The organism is Enterococcus sp. 3H8_DIV0648, from assembly GCF_002140655.1.
GTDB classification, from domain to species: Bacteria; Bacillota; Bacilli; order Lactobacillales; family Enterococcaceae; genus Enterococcus_A; species Enterococcus_A hulanensis.
Map to the genome: position 1 here is coordinate 2,401,378 of NZ_NGLG01000001.1, position 16,941 is coordinate 2,418,318.

The 16,941-nt window shown below is 40.7% G+C and carries 14 protein-coding genes; all 14 read right to left on the bottom strand.

The window, feature by feature from the left end; all coding sequences use genetic code 11:
* Positions 1-781 precede the first annotated feature (781 nt).
* Positions 782-2,245 (bottom strand): lysine--tRNA ligase, encoded by a 1,464-nt coding sequence (gene lysS, locus A5875_RS10995; protein WP_088934677.1) that lies wholly within the window; start codon positions 2,243-2,245, stop codon positions 782-784.
* A 120-nt stretch (positions 2,246-2,365) separates the two neighbouring features.
* Positions 2,366-3,373 (bottom strand): tRNA dihydrouridine synthase DusB, encoded by a 1,008-nt coding sequence (gene dusB / locus A5875_RS11000; protein WP_088933622.1) that lies wholly within the window; start codon positions 3,371-3,373, stop codon positions 2,366-2,368.
* Between the two features lie 2 nt (positions 3,374-3,375).
* The gene (gene hslO / locus A5875_RS11005; RefSeq protein WP_088933623.1) at positions 3,376-4,260 is read right to left on the bottom strand and encodes an Hsp33 family molecular chaperone HslO; all 885 of its coding nucleotides are present in this window, start codon (positions 4,258-4,260) and stop codon (positions 3,376-3,378) included.
* 150 nt (positions 4,261-4,410) lie between these two features.
* A complete protein-coding gene (locus A5875_RS11010; protein WP_088933624.1) occupies positions 4,411-4,713 on the bottom strand; it encodes a bacteriocin immunity protein in 303 nt (100 codons plus the stop codon).
* Between the two features lie 51 nt (positions 4,714-4,764).
* Positions 4,765-5,283, bottom strand: a complete 519-nt coding sequence (locus tag A5875_RS11015; RefSeq protein WP_088933625.1) for a GNAT family N-acetyltransferase — start codon at positions 5,281-5,283, stop codon at positions 4,765-4,767.
* 87 nt (positions 5,284-5,370) lie between these two features.
* Positions 5,371-7,437 (bottom strand): ATP-dependent zinc metalloprotease FtsH, encoded by a 2,067-nt coding sequence (gene ftsH, locus A5875_RS11020; RefSeq protein ID WP_088933626.1) that lies wholly within the window; start codon positions 7,435-7,437, stop codon positions 5,371-5,373.
* A gap of 96 nt (positions 7,438-7,533) precedes the next feature.
* On the bottom strand, positions 7,534-8,079 hold the full coding sequence (hpt, locus tag A5875_RS11025; protein WP_088933627.1) for a hypoxanthine phosphoribosyltransferase: 546 nt from the start codon (positions 8,077-8,079) through the stop codon (positions 7,534-7,536).
* A gap of 13 nt (positions 8,080-8,092) precedes the next feature.
* Positions 8,093-9,427, bottom strand: a complete 1,335-nt coding sequence (gene tilS / locus A5875_RS11030; protein WP_088933628.1) for a tRNA lysidine(34) synthetase TilS — start codon at positions 9,425-9,427, stop codon at positions 8,093-8,095.
* 299 nt (positions 9,428-9,726) lie between these two features.
* Positions 9,727-10,173 (bottom strand): S1 domain-containing RNA-binding protein, encoded by a 447-nt coding sequence (locus A5875_RS11035; protein ID WP_088933629.1) that lies wholly within the window; start codon positions 10,171-10,173, stop codon positions 9,727-9,729.
* A 55-nt stretch (positions 10,174-10,228) separates the two neighbouring features.
* Positions 10,229-10,663, bottom strand: a complete 435-nt coding sequence (locus tag A5875_RS11040; RefSeq protein WP_088933630.1) for an FtsB family cell division protein — start codon at positions 10,661-10,663, stop codon at positions 10,229-10,231.
* A gap of 74 nt (positions 10,664-10,737) precedes the next feature.
* Positions 10,738-11,007, bottom strand: a complete 270-nt coding sequence (locus A5875_RS11045) for an RNA-binding S4 domain-containing protein (RefSeq protein WP_088933631.1) — start codon at positions 11,005-11,007, stop codon at positions 10,738-10,740.
* A 4-nt stretch (positions 11,008-11,011) separates the two neighbouring features.
* Positions 11,012-12,574, bottom strand: a complete 1,563-nt coding sequence (locus A5875_RS11050; protein WP_088934678.1) for a putative polysaccharide biosynthesis protein — start codon at positions 12,572-12,574, stop codon at positions 11,012-11,014.
* A gap of 39 nt (positions 12,575-12,613) precedes the next feature.
* Positions 12,614-16,126 carry a transcription-repair coupling factor gene (mfd, locus tag A5875_RS11055; RefSeq protein ID WP_088933632.1) on the bottom strand — a complete coding sequence of 1,171 codons (3,513 nt, stop codon included), beginning with the start codon at positions 16,124-16,126 and terminating at the stop codon, positions 12,614-12,616.
* Positions 16,127-16,184: 58 nt separating this feature from the next.
* Positions 16,185-16,742 carry an aminoacyl-tRNA hydrolase gene (pth, locus tag A5875_RS11060; protein ID WP_088933633.1) on the bottom strand — a complete coding sequence of 186 codons (558 nt, stop codon included), beginning with the start codon at positions 16,740-16,742 and terminating at the stop codon, positions 16,185-16,187.
* Positions 16,743-16,941 lie beyond the last annotated feature (199 nt).

Here is a 16,941-nt window from a genome sequence, read left to right on the forward strand (position 1 = left end):
GGTATTAGCACCTGTTTCCAAGTGTTATCCCCTTCTGATGGGCAGGTTACCCACGTGTTACTCACCCGTTCGCCACTCCTTTTCTTTCGGTGGAGCAAGCTCCGGTGAAAGAAAAAGCGTTCGACTTGCATGTATTAGGCACGCCGCCAGCGTTCGTCCTGAGCCAGGATCAAACTCTCATATAAAGTGTTTGAAACAGTCGTTAAACTGTTAAGCTCAATTTGTTAATTGACTTGCTAGCATATTGCTTGCTATGTTGTTTGTTTCTATTATTATAGAAACGCCCTACACATTTGGTTTGTTTTATTCGTTCAGTTTTCAAAGGTCTACATAGTTTGTCGCTTTGTTTCGGCAACTTTTAAATCATAACAGATTACCGAATTAATGTCAACAACTTTTTTCGAAATATTTTCAAGAAAAATTGTTGTCATCGCTTTATGCGACTTTGATAGAATAACTGAAAGTCAGTCATCTGTCAATAACAATTTTTAAGTTTTTTTGAGCGACACACGCTCGCTTTGGAACATAAAATAATATACCAACATAATCTTATCTGGTCAATCAAAAATAGTGACTTTTTTGAAGTTTTTTTTATTACTGACCAATGTTCTTTATTGTTCGTGTAAATGTTCGCAAATAACATGAAAGCTGATTGAAAATTGCCTTTTCACAAAAAATTCAATCGTTTTTTTGCAGCAAAAGATGACATCAATTTCTAATAATCCATTTGAAACATACTAAAAAAGACGTCCAGCAAAGCTGAACGTCTAAAAAATTTATTTTATCGCATCGTTGGAAACAACAAAACGTCGCGAATCGACTGAACATCTGTTAACAACATAACCAGACGATCAATTCCGATTCCTAGACCACCAGTTGGCGGCATACCATATTCCAAGGCTTCCAAGAAATCTTCATCCACACCATGTGCTTCATCATTTCCTTGTTCGCGTTCTTTTTCTTGCGCTTCAAAGCGTTCTCTCTGATCAATTGGATCGTTTAACTCTGTAAAGGCATTCGCAAATTCACGGCCTACGATAAATAATTCAAAACGATCTGTGAAACGTCCATCCTCAGCATTTTTCTTTGCAAGTGGAGAAACTTCAACTGGGTGTCCATATACAAACGTTGGTTGCTCAAGTGTTTCTTCAACAAAGGTCTCGAAGAATTCATTGATGATATGTCCGATTTCCATCGTATCTTTTATCTCAACCTTGTGCTCTTTTGCTAATGAACGAGCTTCTTCAATAGTCATTTCTGGCCAGAAATCTACGCCTGTTTGTTCTTTGATCGCATCTACCATATGGATACGTTTGAACTCAGAGCCTAAGTCGATTGTTTGTCCATCGTAAGAAAGAGTCGTTTCCCCAAGAACATTTTGCGCAACGTCGCGAATAATTCCTTCTGTTAAATTCATTACATCTAAGAAGTCTTGATACGCAGTATAAACCTCCATCATAGTGAATTCTGGATTGTGAGTAGTATCGATTCCTTCATTACGGAATACACGTCCGATTTCATAGACTTTTTCCATTCCACCGACAATTAGACGTTTTAGATGTAATTCTAATGCTATACGTAGATATAAGTCCATGTCTAAAGCATTATGATGTGTAATAAATGGACGGGCAGTCGCACCACCGGCTTCATTATGCAAGACAGGTGTTTCAACTTCAATATAGCCCAATCCATCTAGGTAGCGACGAATTTGGCTGATAATTTGGCTGCGTTTAGTAAAACGATCGAAACTTTCACGATTACTGATTAAATCTAAGTAACGTTGACGATAACGTTGTTCCACATTCGTCAAACCGTGGTATTTTTCTGGCAAAGGGCGCAATGCTTTTGAAAGCAAAGTGATTTCTTTTGCTTTAATCGATACTTCACCTGTATCTGTCTTCATGATCTCTCCAGTTACACCAAAGAAATCACCTAGGTCACTTTTTTTGAAGATAGCGTAAGGTTCTTCACCGACTTCATCTTTACGGACATAAATCTGGATTTGGCCTTCACGATCTTGTAAATGGGCAAAGCCAACTTTTCCTTTTCCGCGTTTGGTCATCATACGACCAGCCACGCTGGCAGTCAATTGTTTTTCGTGGAGCTCTTCTTTAGTATTTGCATCATATGTTTCATGCAGTTCTTTCGAGTTCGCAGTACGTTCAAAGCGTGCGCCAAACGGATCGATTCCTTCTTCACGAAGGGTTTCCATTTTTTCGCGGCGAACACGCATTTGATCGTTCATTTCTGTCAAATTTGTTTGTTCCTCAGTCACGAATGTTCCTCCTCAGTATGTAATTACTCTTACTTATAATGCCAATGAATAGGCAAAAAATCAAGCCGAATTCCTCATTCGGCTTGAAGATCAGCTAATTTTCTCTCTTGTTTCGCTCTTTTCAACAAGTTCATCCAACAAATCTACAATAACTTGTTTTTCTTCGGTTTGATTGATGGCAACCTTAACTTTCGCTGACCGCGAAATTCCTTTTAAATAGTAGCTTGCATGTTGTCGAAATTCGCGACAAGCGATTTTCTCGCCTTTTAGATTAATTAAACGTTCTAAATGCAATTTCGCAGTCGCAATCTTTTCTCTGGCACTTGGTTCTGGGATCAGTTCACCTGTTTCCAAATAATGCTGTGTTTGGTGAATCATCCAGGGATTTCCTAGAGCTGCTCGACCGATCATTACAGCATCAGCACCAACTTCTTCAATCATTCGCTTCGCGTCTTCCGGAGTTCGAACATCACCATTCCCCATAAAAGGAATCGTCAACTGTTCTGCGACTTGTTTTAAAACGTCCCAATTAGCTTGGCCTTCATACATTTGCACCCGTGTTCGACCATGCATTGCAATCGCAGAAGCGCCCGCACTTTGAGCAGCCAGTGCATTTTCAACAGCGAAAACATGTTCCTCGTCCCAACCAATTCGCATCTTCACTGTCACAGGAATATCTACGGCGGAAGAAACAGCATCAACCATTTCATAGACCTTATTAGGATCTAGTAACCACTTTGCACCTGCTTCAGCTTTGATGACTTTGTTTACGGGACACCCCATATTGATATCAATGATATCTGCCTCTGTATTCTCTTGAACAAATTGTGCGGCTTCTACCAATGAATCTTTGTTTCCGCCAAAAATCTGGATACTTAACGGATGCTCTCGTTCATCGATGTACAGCATCTCCAGCGTTTTTTTATTTCTAAAATGGATGCCTTGATCACTTATCATTTCACAAACGACTAAGCCAGCACCAAATTCTTTCACTGTTACACGAAAAGCGGCATTAGTGATTCCTGCCATTGGAGCAACTACGATCCGATTCGGCACTTCCACATTACCTATTTTCCATGTGCCATTTAATGGTTTCACTACTATTCCCCCAAAATTTCTTGCTTCAATTCGTAAAGATCCGCTTCACTATACTTGTATTTATTATTGCAAAATGCACAGACTGCTTCCGCACCGTGATCTTGATCAATTAATTCTTGAATCTGTTCTGCTCCTAAAGTAATAATCGCTGACGCAAATTTTTCCTTAGAACAGTCGCATTTAAATTGCACTGGCATTGTTTCTAAAAATTCCACATCATCTGTACCCAATAGATTTTGTAATATTTCCTCCGGTGTTTGACCTTCGTCTAATAAGGTAGAAATACGAGCTGTTTCCTTCAAACGCACTTCGATTTGATCAATGATCTCATCACTGGCTCCCGGCATAATTTGAATCATAAAGCCGCCGGCAGTTTTAATAGAATCATCCGTATCAACTAAAACCGAGACGCCAACTGCAGATGGAATCTGTTCCGATACGGCTAAATAATAGGTAAAGTCTTCGCCGATTTCACCAGAAACAATCGGTGTTTGACCAGAAAAAGGCTCCTTTAGGCCCAAATCTTTAGTGACGGTGAACATGCCTTCTGTCCCTACCGCACCTCTTACATCAATTTTTCCGATTTTATTTAGCGGCAAATTGATGTGAGGATTTTTGATGTAGCCTTTCACCTCACCTTTACCATTACTGTCAACAACGATGGCTCCGGCTGGTCCATTTCCTTCTATTTTGACGGTCATTTTATCTTCGCCTTTTAACATCGCTCCTAGCATCAAGGCACCGATCATTGTTCGACCTAAAGCCGCGGAAGATGTATTCCATGTATCATGACGTTCTTGCGCTTCTCCTACCGTTTCTGTTGCATTCACTGCATATGCTCGAACAAAGCCCTCATAGGCTAATGCTTTTACTAAATAATCACTCATCTGTCTGCTCCTCATTCCTAAAATACTCGTGATTGCATCATACTAGGTGTTTCAACTTTTTTCAACTTCTCTGTATGAGCTTGATAGAAAAGTTTAATAAACTTGTTTACTTAAAACAAAAAAATAAACAGACGACCATGCGCCTGTTCATTAAAACCATACTGGTAATAAAATTGCTGCCATTGCTGTAGCATCATATTTCATTGCTTCACTTTTGAGTTGCTTGTGCAGCTCACCCAATGCCTTAGGAAACTCATTTTGGTGTGATAAAGCATATAATGCAATCTCTTTACAAATTTTAGTTGCGACTAATCCACACGCTTCTGTTTTTTCTAATAACTGTGCATTGTCCAACAAAAATTTTTGAACTTCGGGAAGTGTTTTTATTTCTTCATTTCCATAGGCTTGACTGATTTGATCCATTATTTGTCTAGCTTTTTCGCTATTTTTCATTCTGATCCACCCCTCGACATCATTCTACTCTTGTAAAGTTTTTATGCCAAATCATAGGAGTTCCTTCATCATAATCAAATCTGTTTGCTTATCCTCTCCAACAATAAAATCATGAGCACCAACTTTTTCAAACCCAAAAGCGCGATAGAATTGCAAAGCATTAGTATTCTTCTCCCAAACGCCTAACCAAATACTTTCGCGATTTTCTTTAGCCGCTACATCAAAAGCATAATCTAATAATTGGCGTCCCAACCCCAGCCTTTTGAATTCTTTACGGATATAAATCCGTTCAACTTCTAAATTATTACTATCCGACATCTCTGTTTGCGCCCTTTCAGTATTCAACTTCAAATAGCCCGCCAAACTATCGACCCAGTAAATAAAGAAGAAGCGCGATTCAGGATTTATCATTTCCTCTTTTAACTTTCCAAATCCATAAGCTTCAGACAAATACTCTTGTAAATCTGCTGGATTATTATCCGCTGCAAAGGTGTCAACAAACGTTTCAACACTGATTTTCTGCAGCTCTGTTAAATCATCTAAATTACATAAACGAATTTTACCCTCCATATTTCCCCCTCCTTATGCACACTTTTAATCTTTAGAAAAAATGTTGATAAAATAAACGACATGCCCGAAGACATGTCGTTATAGTTTTTATTCTTGATTATCGTTTGTATCATCAGGTTCGATTTTATCGTCTGAATCTCTATGTTCCGGTGCTTTATCCTCTGCTTGTTTCTCAGCATCTTTTTCTTCCAAAGCACGTTTCGCTTCTTCGAAAGTTTGTGCTTGAGCTTTTTCACTTGGATAAGGACTACCTTTACCTTCAGGCATTTCACCTGTTTCAAACAATGACTTGATTGCTTTTGCATCCAAGGTTTCGAATTCCAACAGTTTTTCAGCAATCAATTTATGCTGTTCACGATGAGTTTCAATGATCTCACGTGCTTTGTCATGAGCAGACATCAAGATACTTCGAACTTCTTCATCAATCTCAAAAGCTACTTGTTCAGAATAAGCTTTTGTTTGACCATAGTCACGGCCAACAAAGACTTGATGATTTCCTTCGTATTGAACCGGACCAAGTTTATCACTCATTCCGTATTCTGTTACCATGCTACGAGCTAGCGCAGTGGCTTGTTCAAAGTCATTTGACGCACCTGTTGTTTGAGAATTAAAGACAATTTCTTCAGCGGTACGGCCACCAAGCAAGCCAACGATTTGTTCAAACATATCATCTTTAGACATCAACATTTGATCTTCTTTTGGCAAGGCAATCATGTATCCGCCGGCACGTCCACGAGGGATGATCGTCACTTTATGAACGACGCGAGCACGGTTCAAGACCATTCCGATGATCGTGTGTCCTGCTTCGTGGTAAGCAACCATTTCACGTTCAATCTTGCTGATAACACGGTCTTTCTTAGCAGGTCCTGCAATCACGCGATCTTCTGCTTCATCAACGTCAGAAGCATCGATCTTCTTCTTGTTACGACGAGCCGCAACTAAAGCCGCTTCGTTCAAGACATTTTCTAAATCGGCACCAGCAAATCCTGGTGTTTGTTGAGCAACGACTTTTAAATCAACATCGTCTGCTAACGGCTTGTTCCGAGAGTGAACTCTAAGAATCGCTTCACGACCTTTAACATCTGGACGACCAACTAAAATTTGGCGGTCAAAACGTCCCGGACGTAATAACGCTGGATCTAGTACATCAGAACGGTTGGTTGCAGCGATAACGATAACGCCTTCGTTGCCATCAAATCCATCCATTTCCACTAGCAATTGGTTTAGGGTTTGTTCACGTTCATCGTGACCGCCGCCCATGCCGGCACCACGTTGACGACCAACAGCATCGATTTCATCGATAAAGATGATCGCTGGTGCATTTTTCTTAGCAGTTTCGAATAAATCCCGAACACGAGAAGCTCCGACCCCAACGAACATTTCCACGAAATCAGAACCTGAAATCGAGTAGAAAGGCACACCTGCTTCACCAGCTACCGCTTTAGCAAGTAAGGTTTTACCAGTTCCGGGAGGTCCCTCTAGTAAAACACCAGCTGGAATACGAGCGCCTAGTTCTACGAAACGACGTGGATCTTTTAAGAATTCTACGACTTCGACTAGTTCTTGTTTTTCTTCTTCTGCCCCGGCTACATCAGAGAAACGTACCCGATTGGCTTTTTTGTCGGCTTCTTTGGCTTTTGATTTACCAAAATTCATGACACGGCCATTACCGCCGCCACCGCCGCCTTGTTGACCGATCATCATATAGAAGAAGAAAATCATAATCAAGATTGGTAAGAAGCTTACTAATAATGTAACCCACATGCCGCTGCTTGATTCTTCTTCGATCTCTGTCTTAACTTTGTTATCTTTCGCTAAATCAGTTACTTGACTTAACGTTGAATCGTTCGGCAAAACAATCGTTGAAAAGTGTGTTGTTTTAGAATCTGTTGAACCAATGATACTTAAACCACCAGAGTTAGCAACTTCTTGCTTTTCTTTATACTCACCAGTGATTTTGTATACCCCACTAGCGGGCTGGATCTTAAGATTCTTGATTTTGCCTTCTTGCATCTGTTCAGTAAAGGTTGAATACTCGATATCTGGCGAAGCTGATTTGTTATCTCCAAAAAGGAAATAAACAACCATGACCATAGCCAAGATGACGAGAATATAATAGAGAGCATTTTTTACTCCCTTATTGTTTTTGTTCATCTGCGTCCTCCTCGCACTTGTTAGCTTATTAGCTTGTTAAAAAAGTTTTATCAATTTTGACCTTTTAAGTATATCATACTGTGATTTTTTCGGTCACTAATTTGATTGATAAATTTCTGGCTTCAATACACCCACATACGGCAGGTTACGATACGCTTCTGCATAGTCTAGTCCGTAACCAACGACGAATTCATTTGGTACATCAAAACCAACATAATCTGCATGAATGTCGACCACACGTCCTTCAGGTTTGTCTAACAATGTGACAATCTTCACTGATTTTGCTTTACGGTATTTGAAAAGGTCTACTAAATAGCCCAAGGTACGACCGCTGTCGATAATGTCTTCTACAATTAATAGATCACGACCTTCAACATTGGTGTCTAAGTCTTTGATGATTTTTACCTCACCTGAAGAAACAGTTTGGTTGCCGTAACTTGATACATCCATAAAATCTAATTCTAAATGGGCATCAATCTCACGAACGATGTCAGCCATAAAAGGTACGGCTCCTTTTAAAATACCAACTACCAATGGATTTTTGTCGGTATAATCTGCAGTTAGTTGTGCGCCTAATTCAACACAGCGCTTTTGAATATCTTCTCTAGTAATCAATACTTTTTCAATATCTTTTGCTAGCATCTAGAAACTCCTTTCATTTCGCTACTTGAAGCGTATAGTCAAGTATGTAGTGTATTCTATCAGTTTCAGTTGTAATACTCAAATAGGAATTAACAAAAGGTAAAAGCGCTACGATTTCTCCCATAGAATCCTCTACCACCCACGCTTGATCTCGTTGTTCATTCGGAATTTTTTTATCAATAAAATAACGATTGATTCGCTTAAACAACGTTTCTGACAATCGGATTCGATCCCCTGCATGTCTTCTGCGGATGGTTAAAGGCAGCTTGACTGCGGCTGGCAAGAGCACATGGTATGCATCAGTCTCGGAGGCTGTATCGCTTTTTCTCAAAGCAATTGTTTCTCCATCCGGCAATTTAATTTGTTCGTTTTCATTCAAACTAAATATCCCATCACTGATTATTCCCTTTTTTTCTAAACAAAATTGCTGATAGCGACGAGTAAACTGCCACCCATCTCCAAGGTCAACAGACCATTGAGTGACAGGCCGCTCAATTTGGTCTAGTAATGAAAATAGTTGTCGTTGCGAGACTATTAGTCTTGTCTGCTCCTCGATTTGCTGAAAGAAAGCAGAAAGAAAATAATAACGAGCTCCTGTTTCATTAGGCAAATTTTCACGCAAAAAAGACCAGCGCTGACCGTCAAATTCGATATTTCTTAAATTTTCTTTTAGCGCCTGTTCAATCAGCTGATTCGCCCAAGTCAACTGCTGATGAAACTGCTGCGCATGAGTCAATATCTGCGGATTTTCCTTTTTTAGTTCAGGTACGATATTCTTGCGAATCCGATTGCGAAAATAGTCTTGTGAGTCATTTGTGGCATCTTCGAAATAAGTCAGCTGTTCTTTCTTGGCGTAGGAATAGATTTCTTCTTTTGAAAAAGAAAGTAGCGGGCGCAGCAAAATACCTGGACCGAAATCTTGTTGACGAGCGATTCCGCTATGTCCTGCCAGAGAGCCTCCCCGAGTGAGGCGCATCAATAAGGTCTCTAGCTGATCATCGCTGTGATGAGCAGTCAAAAGCAAATCATACTTTTCTTGTTCCATGATTTTTTCAAAGAAATTATAACGGACTCTTCTTGCTTCAGCCTCAATATTTTTTTCCGCTGGCCTTTCCCAAACCTTCATATACAACGGCAGACGTTGCTTTTCGCAATAGTCTCGCAGAAAATCTGCCTCAGCTTTTGATTCTGGTCGCAATTGATGATTTACATGAACTACTCCTATCTTCACATTCTGTTGTTCCAGTAAATGCAAAAGTACCATCGAATCAACACCTGTTGAGACTGCCAATAAAATCTTCTGACCTGTCAATAACTCGGAATTTTTACGGAAAAACTCTTGTTCCATGTTATACTCCTTATTTTTCTTAGATTAAAAATGAATAAGCCAAACCAGCATTCATTCCGATAAGAAAGACTTCACGAACTTGCACAACTTTTTCGCTTATTGCCGAGCTAGTTGCTGCTTGATGCTAATTTAGCAGCAACTAGTTGGGGCGCACCGTTGCGTTGAAAAGCTAGTTCGTTAAGCTGGACATCGAAAACTACGGTATAAAAACCGTTTAAATTGTGGGAAACTTATACTTCTTTACGCTTAAAAAAAGCTGAAATCCCATAAGAATTTCAGCTTCTCTAGTTTAACTACTTTTAACTACGACGACCGCCTCGGCCTCCGCGTTTTCCTTCGGTGTTACGTTTGATCGATGACAAGCGATCATCGCTATCCTTTAAAAAGGAACTCATCAATGAATCGAAGTCTTGTTTGCCGCTATTTTGGGGCTTGCCTTTTGCTGATGGTTTCGGGCGATTATTATCACGAAACTCGCGTTTGAAAGGTTTCTTTTCCGGTTGTTGTGGCTGGTCTTGGGCTTTACGGATTGAAAGACCGACTTTTCCGTCATCTCCCACAGAAGTTACTTTAACCGTTACTTCATCGCCAACAGTCAATACATCATGAATGTCTTTGACAAAACCGTTAGATATTTCACTGATATGGACTAAGCCCGTTTTACCCTCTCCCAAGTCAATAAAGGCACCAAAATTGGTGATCCCTGATACTTTTCCTTGCAGCTTAGCTCCTACTTCGATTGACATAAAAAAAATGTTCCTCCTAATTTTTTTCCAATTTATTTTAAAACTGCTAATAAACCTATTTGGCAGTTTCGGACTTTACTACTTCGTCAGCGGACTGTTGGTCCTTGCTAGGCGTATTTGCTGATTCTGGTAAAACAAAAATCAATTCGCCGTCTTTTGAATAATAGAAACGACTACGAGCTAATTTTGCTACATAGTTATCGTCTTTCAACAATTTCACGTCTTGTTTCAAACCATCTACCTGCTCATCCACTTTTGCGGACTCTGCGACTGTTTTGACTTTGATATCTTTTAATTCACTTAAATGACGTTGTTCGTTGAAAATTTGGACTCCCATGACAATTGCGACAAAGGCTGCTACAGCAAACAACGCTGCTAAACGACGACGTTTAAATATTAATTGACGATGTTGCTTTTGAAATTTACGATATTGCTCTTTTGCATACGGTGTATCTAACGAAGCAATTTTCTGCGTCTCGTTTTCATTCATTCCTGTTCGCTCCTTACCATGAAATTCTTTACTATTATATCAATTCACGATATAATTGTCTATTTGAATTATCCCTAATTGCCGTTATTTTCCACGCGTGTCTCACTAATAATCCGATACATTTTTGCTGCATCGTCTTTTTTCGTCGACTCATGCAGTTCTTCTACCGCGACCTCTAAGACTTTATTACCGAATTGAATTCTTAACTGATCCCCAACTTTAACATCTGTTGAAGATTTTGCTAATTTTCCATTTACCTGAATTCGCCCTTTGTCAGCGACTTCTTTTGCCACTGTCCGGCGTTTAATAATCCGTGAAATTTTTAAAAACTTATCTAAACGCATAAATCTATCTCCTTCTCCAATTTATTCTCAATAGTTTACTGCCAAACGGCAACATCAGCCATTCGCGAATTGTTAACAAGCGTAACTGAATAGCTAAGATTAAAAAGGTGCTTCCGCCAATTAACACACCTAAAATTGCCGCTATTAATGCAATACTTCTTTTTTGAACTATTCCAAAAACTATACTGATACCGCCATAATAACATATCAGCACCACAACCATGCCTGCTAAACAAATTAAAAGGTTGCGCATGAAGTGCCGCTGGCTGCCATATGCCCGTGTTTCACGGTCACAAGAAAAATGCAGAATAAACAAAGCTGCTACCAAACCTACTAAAGTTGATAGGCTCGCGCCGATTGTCCCAAACTGTTTCGTCATTCCAGCTGTAACAACCACTTTTAATAATAATCCAACTCCGGCAGCCTGCAAAGAGCTGCGATATTCATTTTGACTTTGAGCAATACTTTGATAAGCCTGCACCATCGCCATCAGAAAAATCGCAAAAACAAATAAAACTAGTGTGCCGTTTCCTTTATAGTCTTTGAACAATGCATAATTCACATAGGGTAATAGCATGGCTAATCCAATCGAGGCTGCCGCTGCGATGCCGCAGGTCAAACGCAGAAAGATTTGGCTGGTATTAATGAACATTCTGCGATCACGATTGACAAGATAGCGAGTCAATAAAGGTAGAAAGCTTGAACTTAATGCCAAGGCCACTACAAGACCCAACTGTACTAATGGCTGTCCGCGGTCATAGACCCCTTTAGCCAGTTTTGCTCCATGTTCACTTAAACCAAAATCAACTAAAGCTTTTTTAACAGTAAACGAATCAATTAGCTGAAACAAGATCAAAAAACCGCTATAAATTGTCATCAAACCGCCCTCAAGCACAAGGCGCCGGCCTAACGCTAACGCGTTTCCACCAAAGTCAGGTATTTTTCGTACGATACTTGTTCCTAATACTTTTCGGCGATAATACCATAAAACCAAAACTGCGGCGATGCCGCCAACTAAAGCTCCTGACATCGCTACTGTTCCCGTATGATAAACATCCCATCCGAATTGCTTGAACGACCAAGCAGCTAGTACGATTACCGCCACTCGAATCAACTGCTCGACTACTTGTGATACCGCAGTTGGCACCATCAGCAACTTTCCTTGAAATTCTCCCCGTGTAATCGAGAGAAACGGCATAATTACAAAAGTAAAGGAAACAACCCGGATTAATGGCGCCAGTTGCCCGTCGCCCATCCAGTCGGCCAGCGGTTGTGCAGTGAAAAAACACAGCGCCCATAAAAGCAGACCAAAGCCGCTGATTAAGGGAAATAATTCTTCCAATGCTCTTCGCTGCTGGCGCGGCTCTTTCTGCTCTGCCACATATTTTGAAATAAACTGTGGCAAGCCTGATAAGGCCAAAGTCATGGCGATACCATAGATTGGATAGACTTGCTGATACACATAAAAGCCTTCATCGCCTGCGAAGTTTTGATAAGGCACTCGATAAACGGCGCTCAACAACTTTGCTACGAAGGACGCGGCAGTCAAGACGAAGGCGCCTTGCATCATGACTCGCATTTCTTTATTCGCCAGTGTCTCCACCGCCTATTCCTTATATTTTTGTTCTCGCAGTGCACGAACGAACAAGCTGATTTCTCGTAGCCAAACGGCTTCATCCATATTTTTTGCGATCATCAACTTGATAACCATTTTATCTTTTTCAACACCCAACGTTGCTTTCATTTTTGTAGCACTCAAGGCTTCAAAAAGCTGTTCAACTTTATACGCTTTAGTCCCAACTTTACTTAAGGTGAAGATAATCTGCTGCTGGCGTTTTTGAATGCTTTCGACTAGCGCACGATCGCCGTCCATTTTGATTTGTCCGATATTCAACAGGTTGGCTACTTCATCCGGGTAGTCGCCAAAGCGATCCACTAGATCAGCTTCTACTTCATCCAGCATCTCTGTACTTTCCAACTCGCGTATCCGTTTATAAATCTCGATTTTTTGGCGTTCATCTTCGATATAAGTTCCTGGAATATACGCGTCGATTCCTAAATTAATTTCTACCGAAGTTCGTTCAACTTGAGTATTTTTTCCTTGTTTGCGATCAACTGCCTCAGACAGCATTTGCGAATACATATCAAATCCAACGGCATCGATAAAGCCGTGTTGTTGCGCCCCCAAAAGATTCCCTGCTCCACGAATGGATAAATCTCGCATCGCGATCTTAAAGCCTGAACCTAATTCGGTAAAGTCCTTGATTGCCTGCAGACGTTTTTCGCTGACTTCATTCAGTATTTTTTGTGGTTCATACATGAAGTACGCATAAGCGATCCGATTGCTTCGGCCAACTCGTCCGCGTAATTGATACAAAGTCGACAGTCCCATATAATCGGCATTCTCGACAAACAATGTATTTACATTGGGAATATCGACACCTGTTTCGATGATCGTCGTGGTAACTAAAATATCATATTGTCCATCAATAAAATCCATCAATGTATTTTCTAATTGAACTTCTGTCATTTGACCATGAGCGAAGCCGATTTTTGCATCGGGCACTAACATTTGCAGTTCTTCTACTTTTCGTTCGATTGTTTCTACCCGATTATATAGATAGAAAGCTTGTCCGCCACGAGCCATTTCACGTTCGATGGCTTCTCGAATCGCTCCTGGGTTCGTCTCCATCACATATGTTTGAATTGGATAACGATTTTCCGGCGGTGTTTCGATTACAGACAGATCACGCACGCCTAACATCGACATATGCAAAGTCCGAGGGATTGGCGTCGCTGTTAAAGTCAGGACATCCACTTGAGAACGCAATTGCTTTAATCGCTCTTTGTGCTTCACACCAAAACGCTGCTCTTCGTCAATGACCAGCAGGCCCAAATCCGCAAACTGCAAATCTTGTGACAAGAGACGATGTGTCCCCACCACGATGTCTACTTGACCAGTACGAATCTTCTCAATGGTTTCTTTCTGCTGTTTCTTCGTCCGGAATCGGCTCAGCATCGCTACGTTGACTGGAAAGTTTTCGAAACGTTCCGTCATCGTATCATAGTGCTGCTGTGCCAAAATGGTTGTAGGAACAAGAAAAGCAACTTGTTTATTTTCTTTGATCGCTTTGAACGCTGCTCGTAAGGCTACCTCGGTCTTACCAAAGCCCACATCACCAACTAATAGGCGATCCATCGGACGAGTTTTTTCCATATCATGTTTGATTTCCGCAGCACTTCGCAGCTGGTCATCTGTCTCAGTATATGGAAAGGCATCTTCAAATTCCTTTTGATATTCGTCATCTGGTCCAAAAGCATACCCACGCTCGGCTTCACGTTTAGCATACAGTTCAATCAAATCATCCGCAATGTCTTCGATTCTTTTCGAAACTTTGCTCTTGGTCTTGGTCCATTCACTGCCGCCTAGTTTATTGATCTTCGGCGGTTTGGCCTCGGAAGAAACGTATTTTTGAATCAAGTTTAATTGTGTGACTGGAATAAAGAGCTTGTCGTCTTTTTGGTACAAGATCGACATATAATCTTGATGAACACCGTCGATCTCGATCGTTTCCATACCGACGTATTTACCGATCCCATGATTCGCATGGACAACGTAATCGCCAGGTTTTAATTCATTGTAGCTTTTCAGCCGTTCTGCGTTAGAAATCGTTTGGCGGCGAGCACGTTTTTTAGTGACCTTTTGAAAAATCTCTCGTTCGGTCACTACAACTATTTTATCTTGCGGCAGCTCAAAACCATTTGTCAGCGTTCCCGTTACGATCTGTGTTTGTCCTGCCAATAAATGGTCAGGCGTCGTTTGAACTGCTTTGATATCGACATCATGAAATTCTTGAGTTAGTTTTTCTTGTCGTTCATGATCTGACACAAGGAATAAAACTGTCTGCTCTTGTTTCTGCCAACGGTCAACTTCTGTTTTTAACAAAGGCATTTGTCCGAAAAATTGCTGCATCGAACGATATTGAAAATTGTGGATCGCCTCAAAACGCAGATTCCCCATCCCTTTTTGGAATAGCGAGAAGAAGCTTGTAACATGTTTCGTATTTTTGATTAGTTCATGGGCATTCAGCCCAAAATTTTGTTCAGAAAAGACTCGCAGTTCTTCGATTTTTTGGGTATGCCATTCGGCTTCTTCCCGTTCCATCTCACGATGAGTCTCCATCATACGCGGATAGTCATCAATAAATAGCAACGCGTCTTCAGCAAAATGATCCAATAGTGAAACTTTTTCTTCATATAATAAATCTGTATAATACTTTGCTTGTTCGGTGGGGATGCCATCCTCCCAAGAAGCGATCAATTGCCCGAAATAGTCGTTCAAAAAATTATAGTCTTCTTTTTCCTTCGTAACTGCCAAGCGATTTTGCAAAAGCTGATTTACTTTTTGCGCACCTTGCGTCAGATTTTCCGCAGAAAAAACCAGATCAGTCGTCGGCGTAATCCAAACTTCATTTAGATTTTCTACCGAACGCTGGGTTCCCGGTTCAAAATAGCGTAAAGAATCAACCTCCACATCAAACAATTCGACTCGAACTGGGTACTCTGTAGTTAATGGGTAAATATCAACAATACTGCCTCGCATACTGAACTCGCCAGGTTTTCCGACCATCGTTTGACGTTCATAGCCCATCAATACTAACCGCTGGGCCAAGTTTTCTAAATCAACTTCACTGCCGATTTCCCAATGCAGCTGATTTGCCTTCCATGTTTCAGCAGTCGGTAAATGTTTTCTTAGTGCCGCAACTGGTACCACATAAATGCCGCTTGCGCCTTGAGATAATGCTTGCAATGTCGATACGCGTTCTGCCCGTGCTTCTGGTGAGGCAAAAGCCATTTCTGCCGAAAGCACCTCATCGACTGGAAATAGATGAACATCGTCCACTATATTTCGCAGTTCATCCGCCAATTGATTACTATAGTAGAGATTTGGCACAACAATCACCGTTTGCTTTTGGCTTACCTGATGCGTACCCGCCATCACTAAAGCCTTAGCCGAACCGGAAAGTCCGGTCAACAGTTGACGTTTGGCTTTTTTAGCTAAGTCAGCTTGCCATTGCTTAACCAATGGCAGCTGATTTATAAATTCAATCAAATTCATTTCCTTGCTCCTTACATATTCCGTTTAGCCTGTTAAACTCAGCTCGTTTATTTGTGCGTTAATTAAATCGATTCATTGTCTGCAAGAAATCCTTGCCTGAAACAAAATCATCCGCAGCTTCAGCGGCACGCGCGACGCTATTTGCAATAATTGCTGTATCTTCTTTAGCAAAGGTGCTTAATACATGATTCACAACGGTTTTTCCGTTTGGCCGCCCGATACCGATTTTAATTCGGTTAAAATCCTGTGTCTCGATATGGGAAATAATACTTTTCAACCCATTATGTCCTCCGGCACTGCCTTTTTGCCTCAAACGTAATTTACCAAGCTCCATATCTAAGTCATCGACGACCACTACTAGTTCTTCTAAATAAACGCCGAAATAGGTCATCAACGGACCTACTGCTCGTCCAGACTCATTCATAAAAGTCAGCGGCTTTACTAATAAAATTTTTTCACCATTAACGAAGTAATCCGCCACTTCTGCTTCAAACGTATTCTTTTTGAAAACAGCTCCATGTTCCTTCGCCAACTGATCCACAACCATAAAACCAACGTTGTGTTTTGTATTTTCATATTTCTTCCCTGGGTTTCCCAACCCTACGATCATTTTCATACTATTCCGCCTCGTTCTTTTAGTTAAAATCTGTTTATATTTAAATTTTACTGATTTTCATTTGCATGACAAAATGCTGGATAGTCAAATGACTACCCAGTCCAAAAATTTCTTTATACAGTATAACACAAACTATCCTGTAGCTGTCTCTTATACACATCTAGAGGAAAAAACTCGTCCGATGGATCGCCTATTAGTT

Coding starts and splice junctions, on each gene's coding strand:
- A5875_RS11050 (WP_088934678.1), bottom strand. CDS start 12,574: ATGCAAGGCGCCTTCGTCTTGACTGCCGCGTCCTTCGTAGCAAAGTTG.
- hslO (WP_088933623.1), bottom strand. CDS start 4,260: ATGAGTGATTATTTAGTAAAAGCATTAGCCTATGAGGGCTTTGTTCGA.
- A5875_RS11010 (WP_088933624.1), bottom strand. CDS start 4,713: ATGAAAAATAGCGAAAAAGCTAGACAAATAATGGATCAAATCAGTCAA.
- mfd (WP_088933632.1), bottom strand. CDS start 16,126: ATGAATTTGATTGAATTTATAAATCAGCTGCCATTGGTTAAGCAATGG.
- lysS (WP_088934677.1), bottom strand. CDS start 2,245: ATGAACGATCAAATGCGTGTTCGCCGCGAAAAAATGGAAACCCTTCGT.
- tilS (WP_088933628.1), bottom strand. CDS start 9,427: ATGGAACAAGAGTTTTTCCGTAAAAATTCCGAGTTATTGACAGGTCAG.
- A5875_RS11045 (WP_088933631.1), bottom strand. CDS start 11,007: ATGCGTTTAGATAAGTTTTTAAAAATTTCACGGATTATTAAACGCCGG.
- A5875_RS11035 (WP_088933629.1), bottom strand. CDS start 10,173: ATGTCAATCGAAGTAGGAGCTAAGCTGCAAGGAAAAGTATCAGGGATC.
- A5875_RS11040 (WP_088933630.1), bottom strand. CDS start 10,663: ATGAATGAAAACGAGACGCAGAAAATTGCTTCGTTAGATACACCGTAT.
- ftsH (WP_088933626.1), bottom strand. CDS start 7,437: ATGAACAAAAACAATAAGGGAGTAAAAAATGCTCTCTATTATATTCTC.
- hpt (WP_088933627.1), bottom strand. CDS start 8,079: ATGCTAGCAAAAGATATTGAAAAAGTATTGATTACTAGAGAAGATATT.
- pth (WP_088933633.1), bottom strand. CDS start 16,742: ATGAAAATGATCGTAGGGTTGGGAAACCCAGGGAAGAAATATGAAAAT.
- A5875_RS11015 (WP_088933625.1), bottom strand. CDS start 5,283: ATGGAGGGTAAAATTCGTTTATGTAATTTAGATGATTTAACAGAGCTG.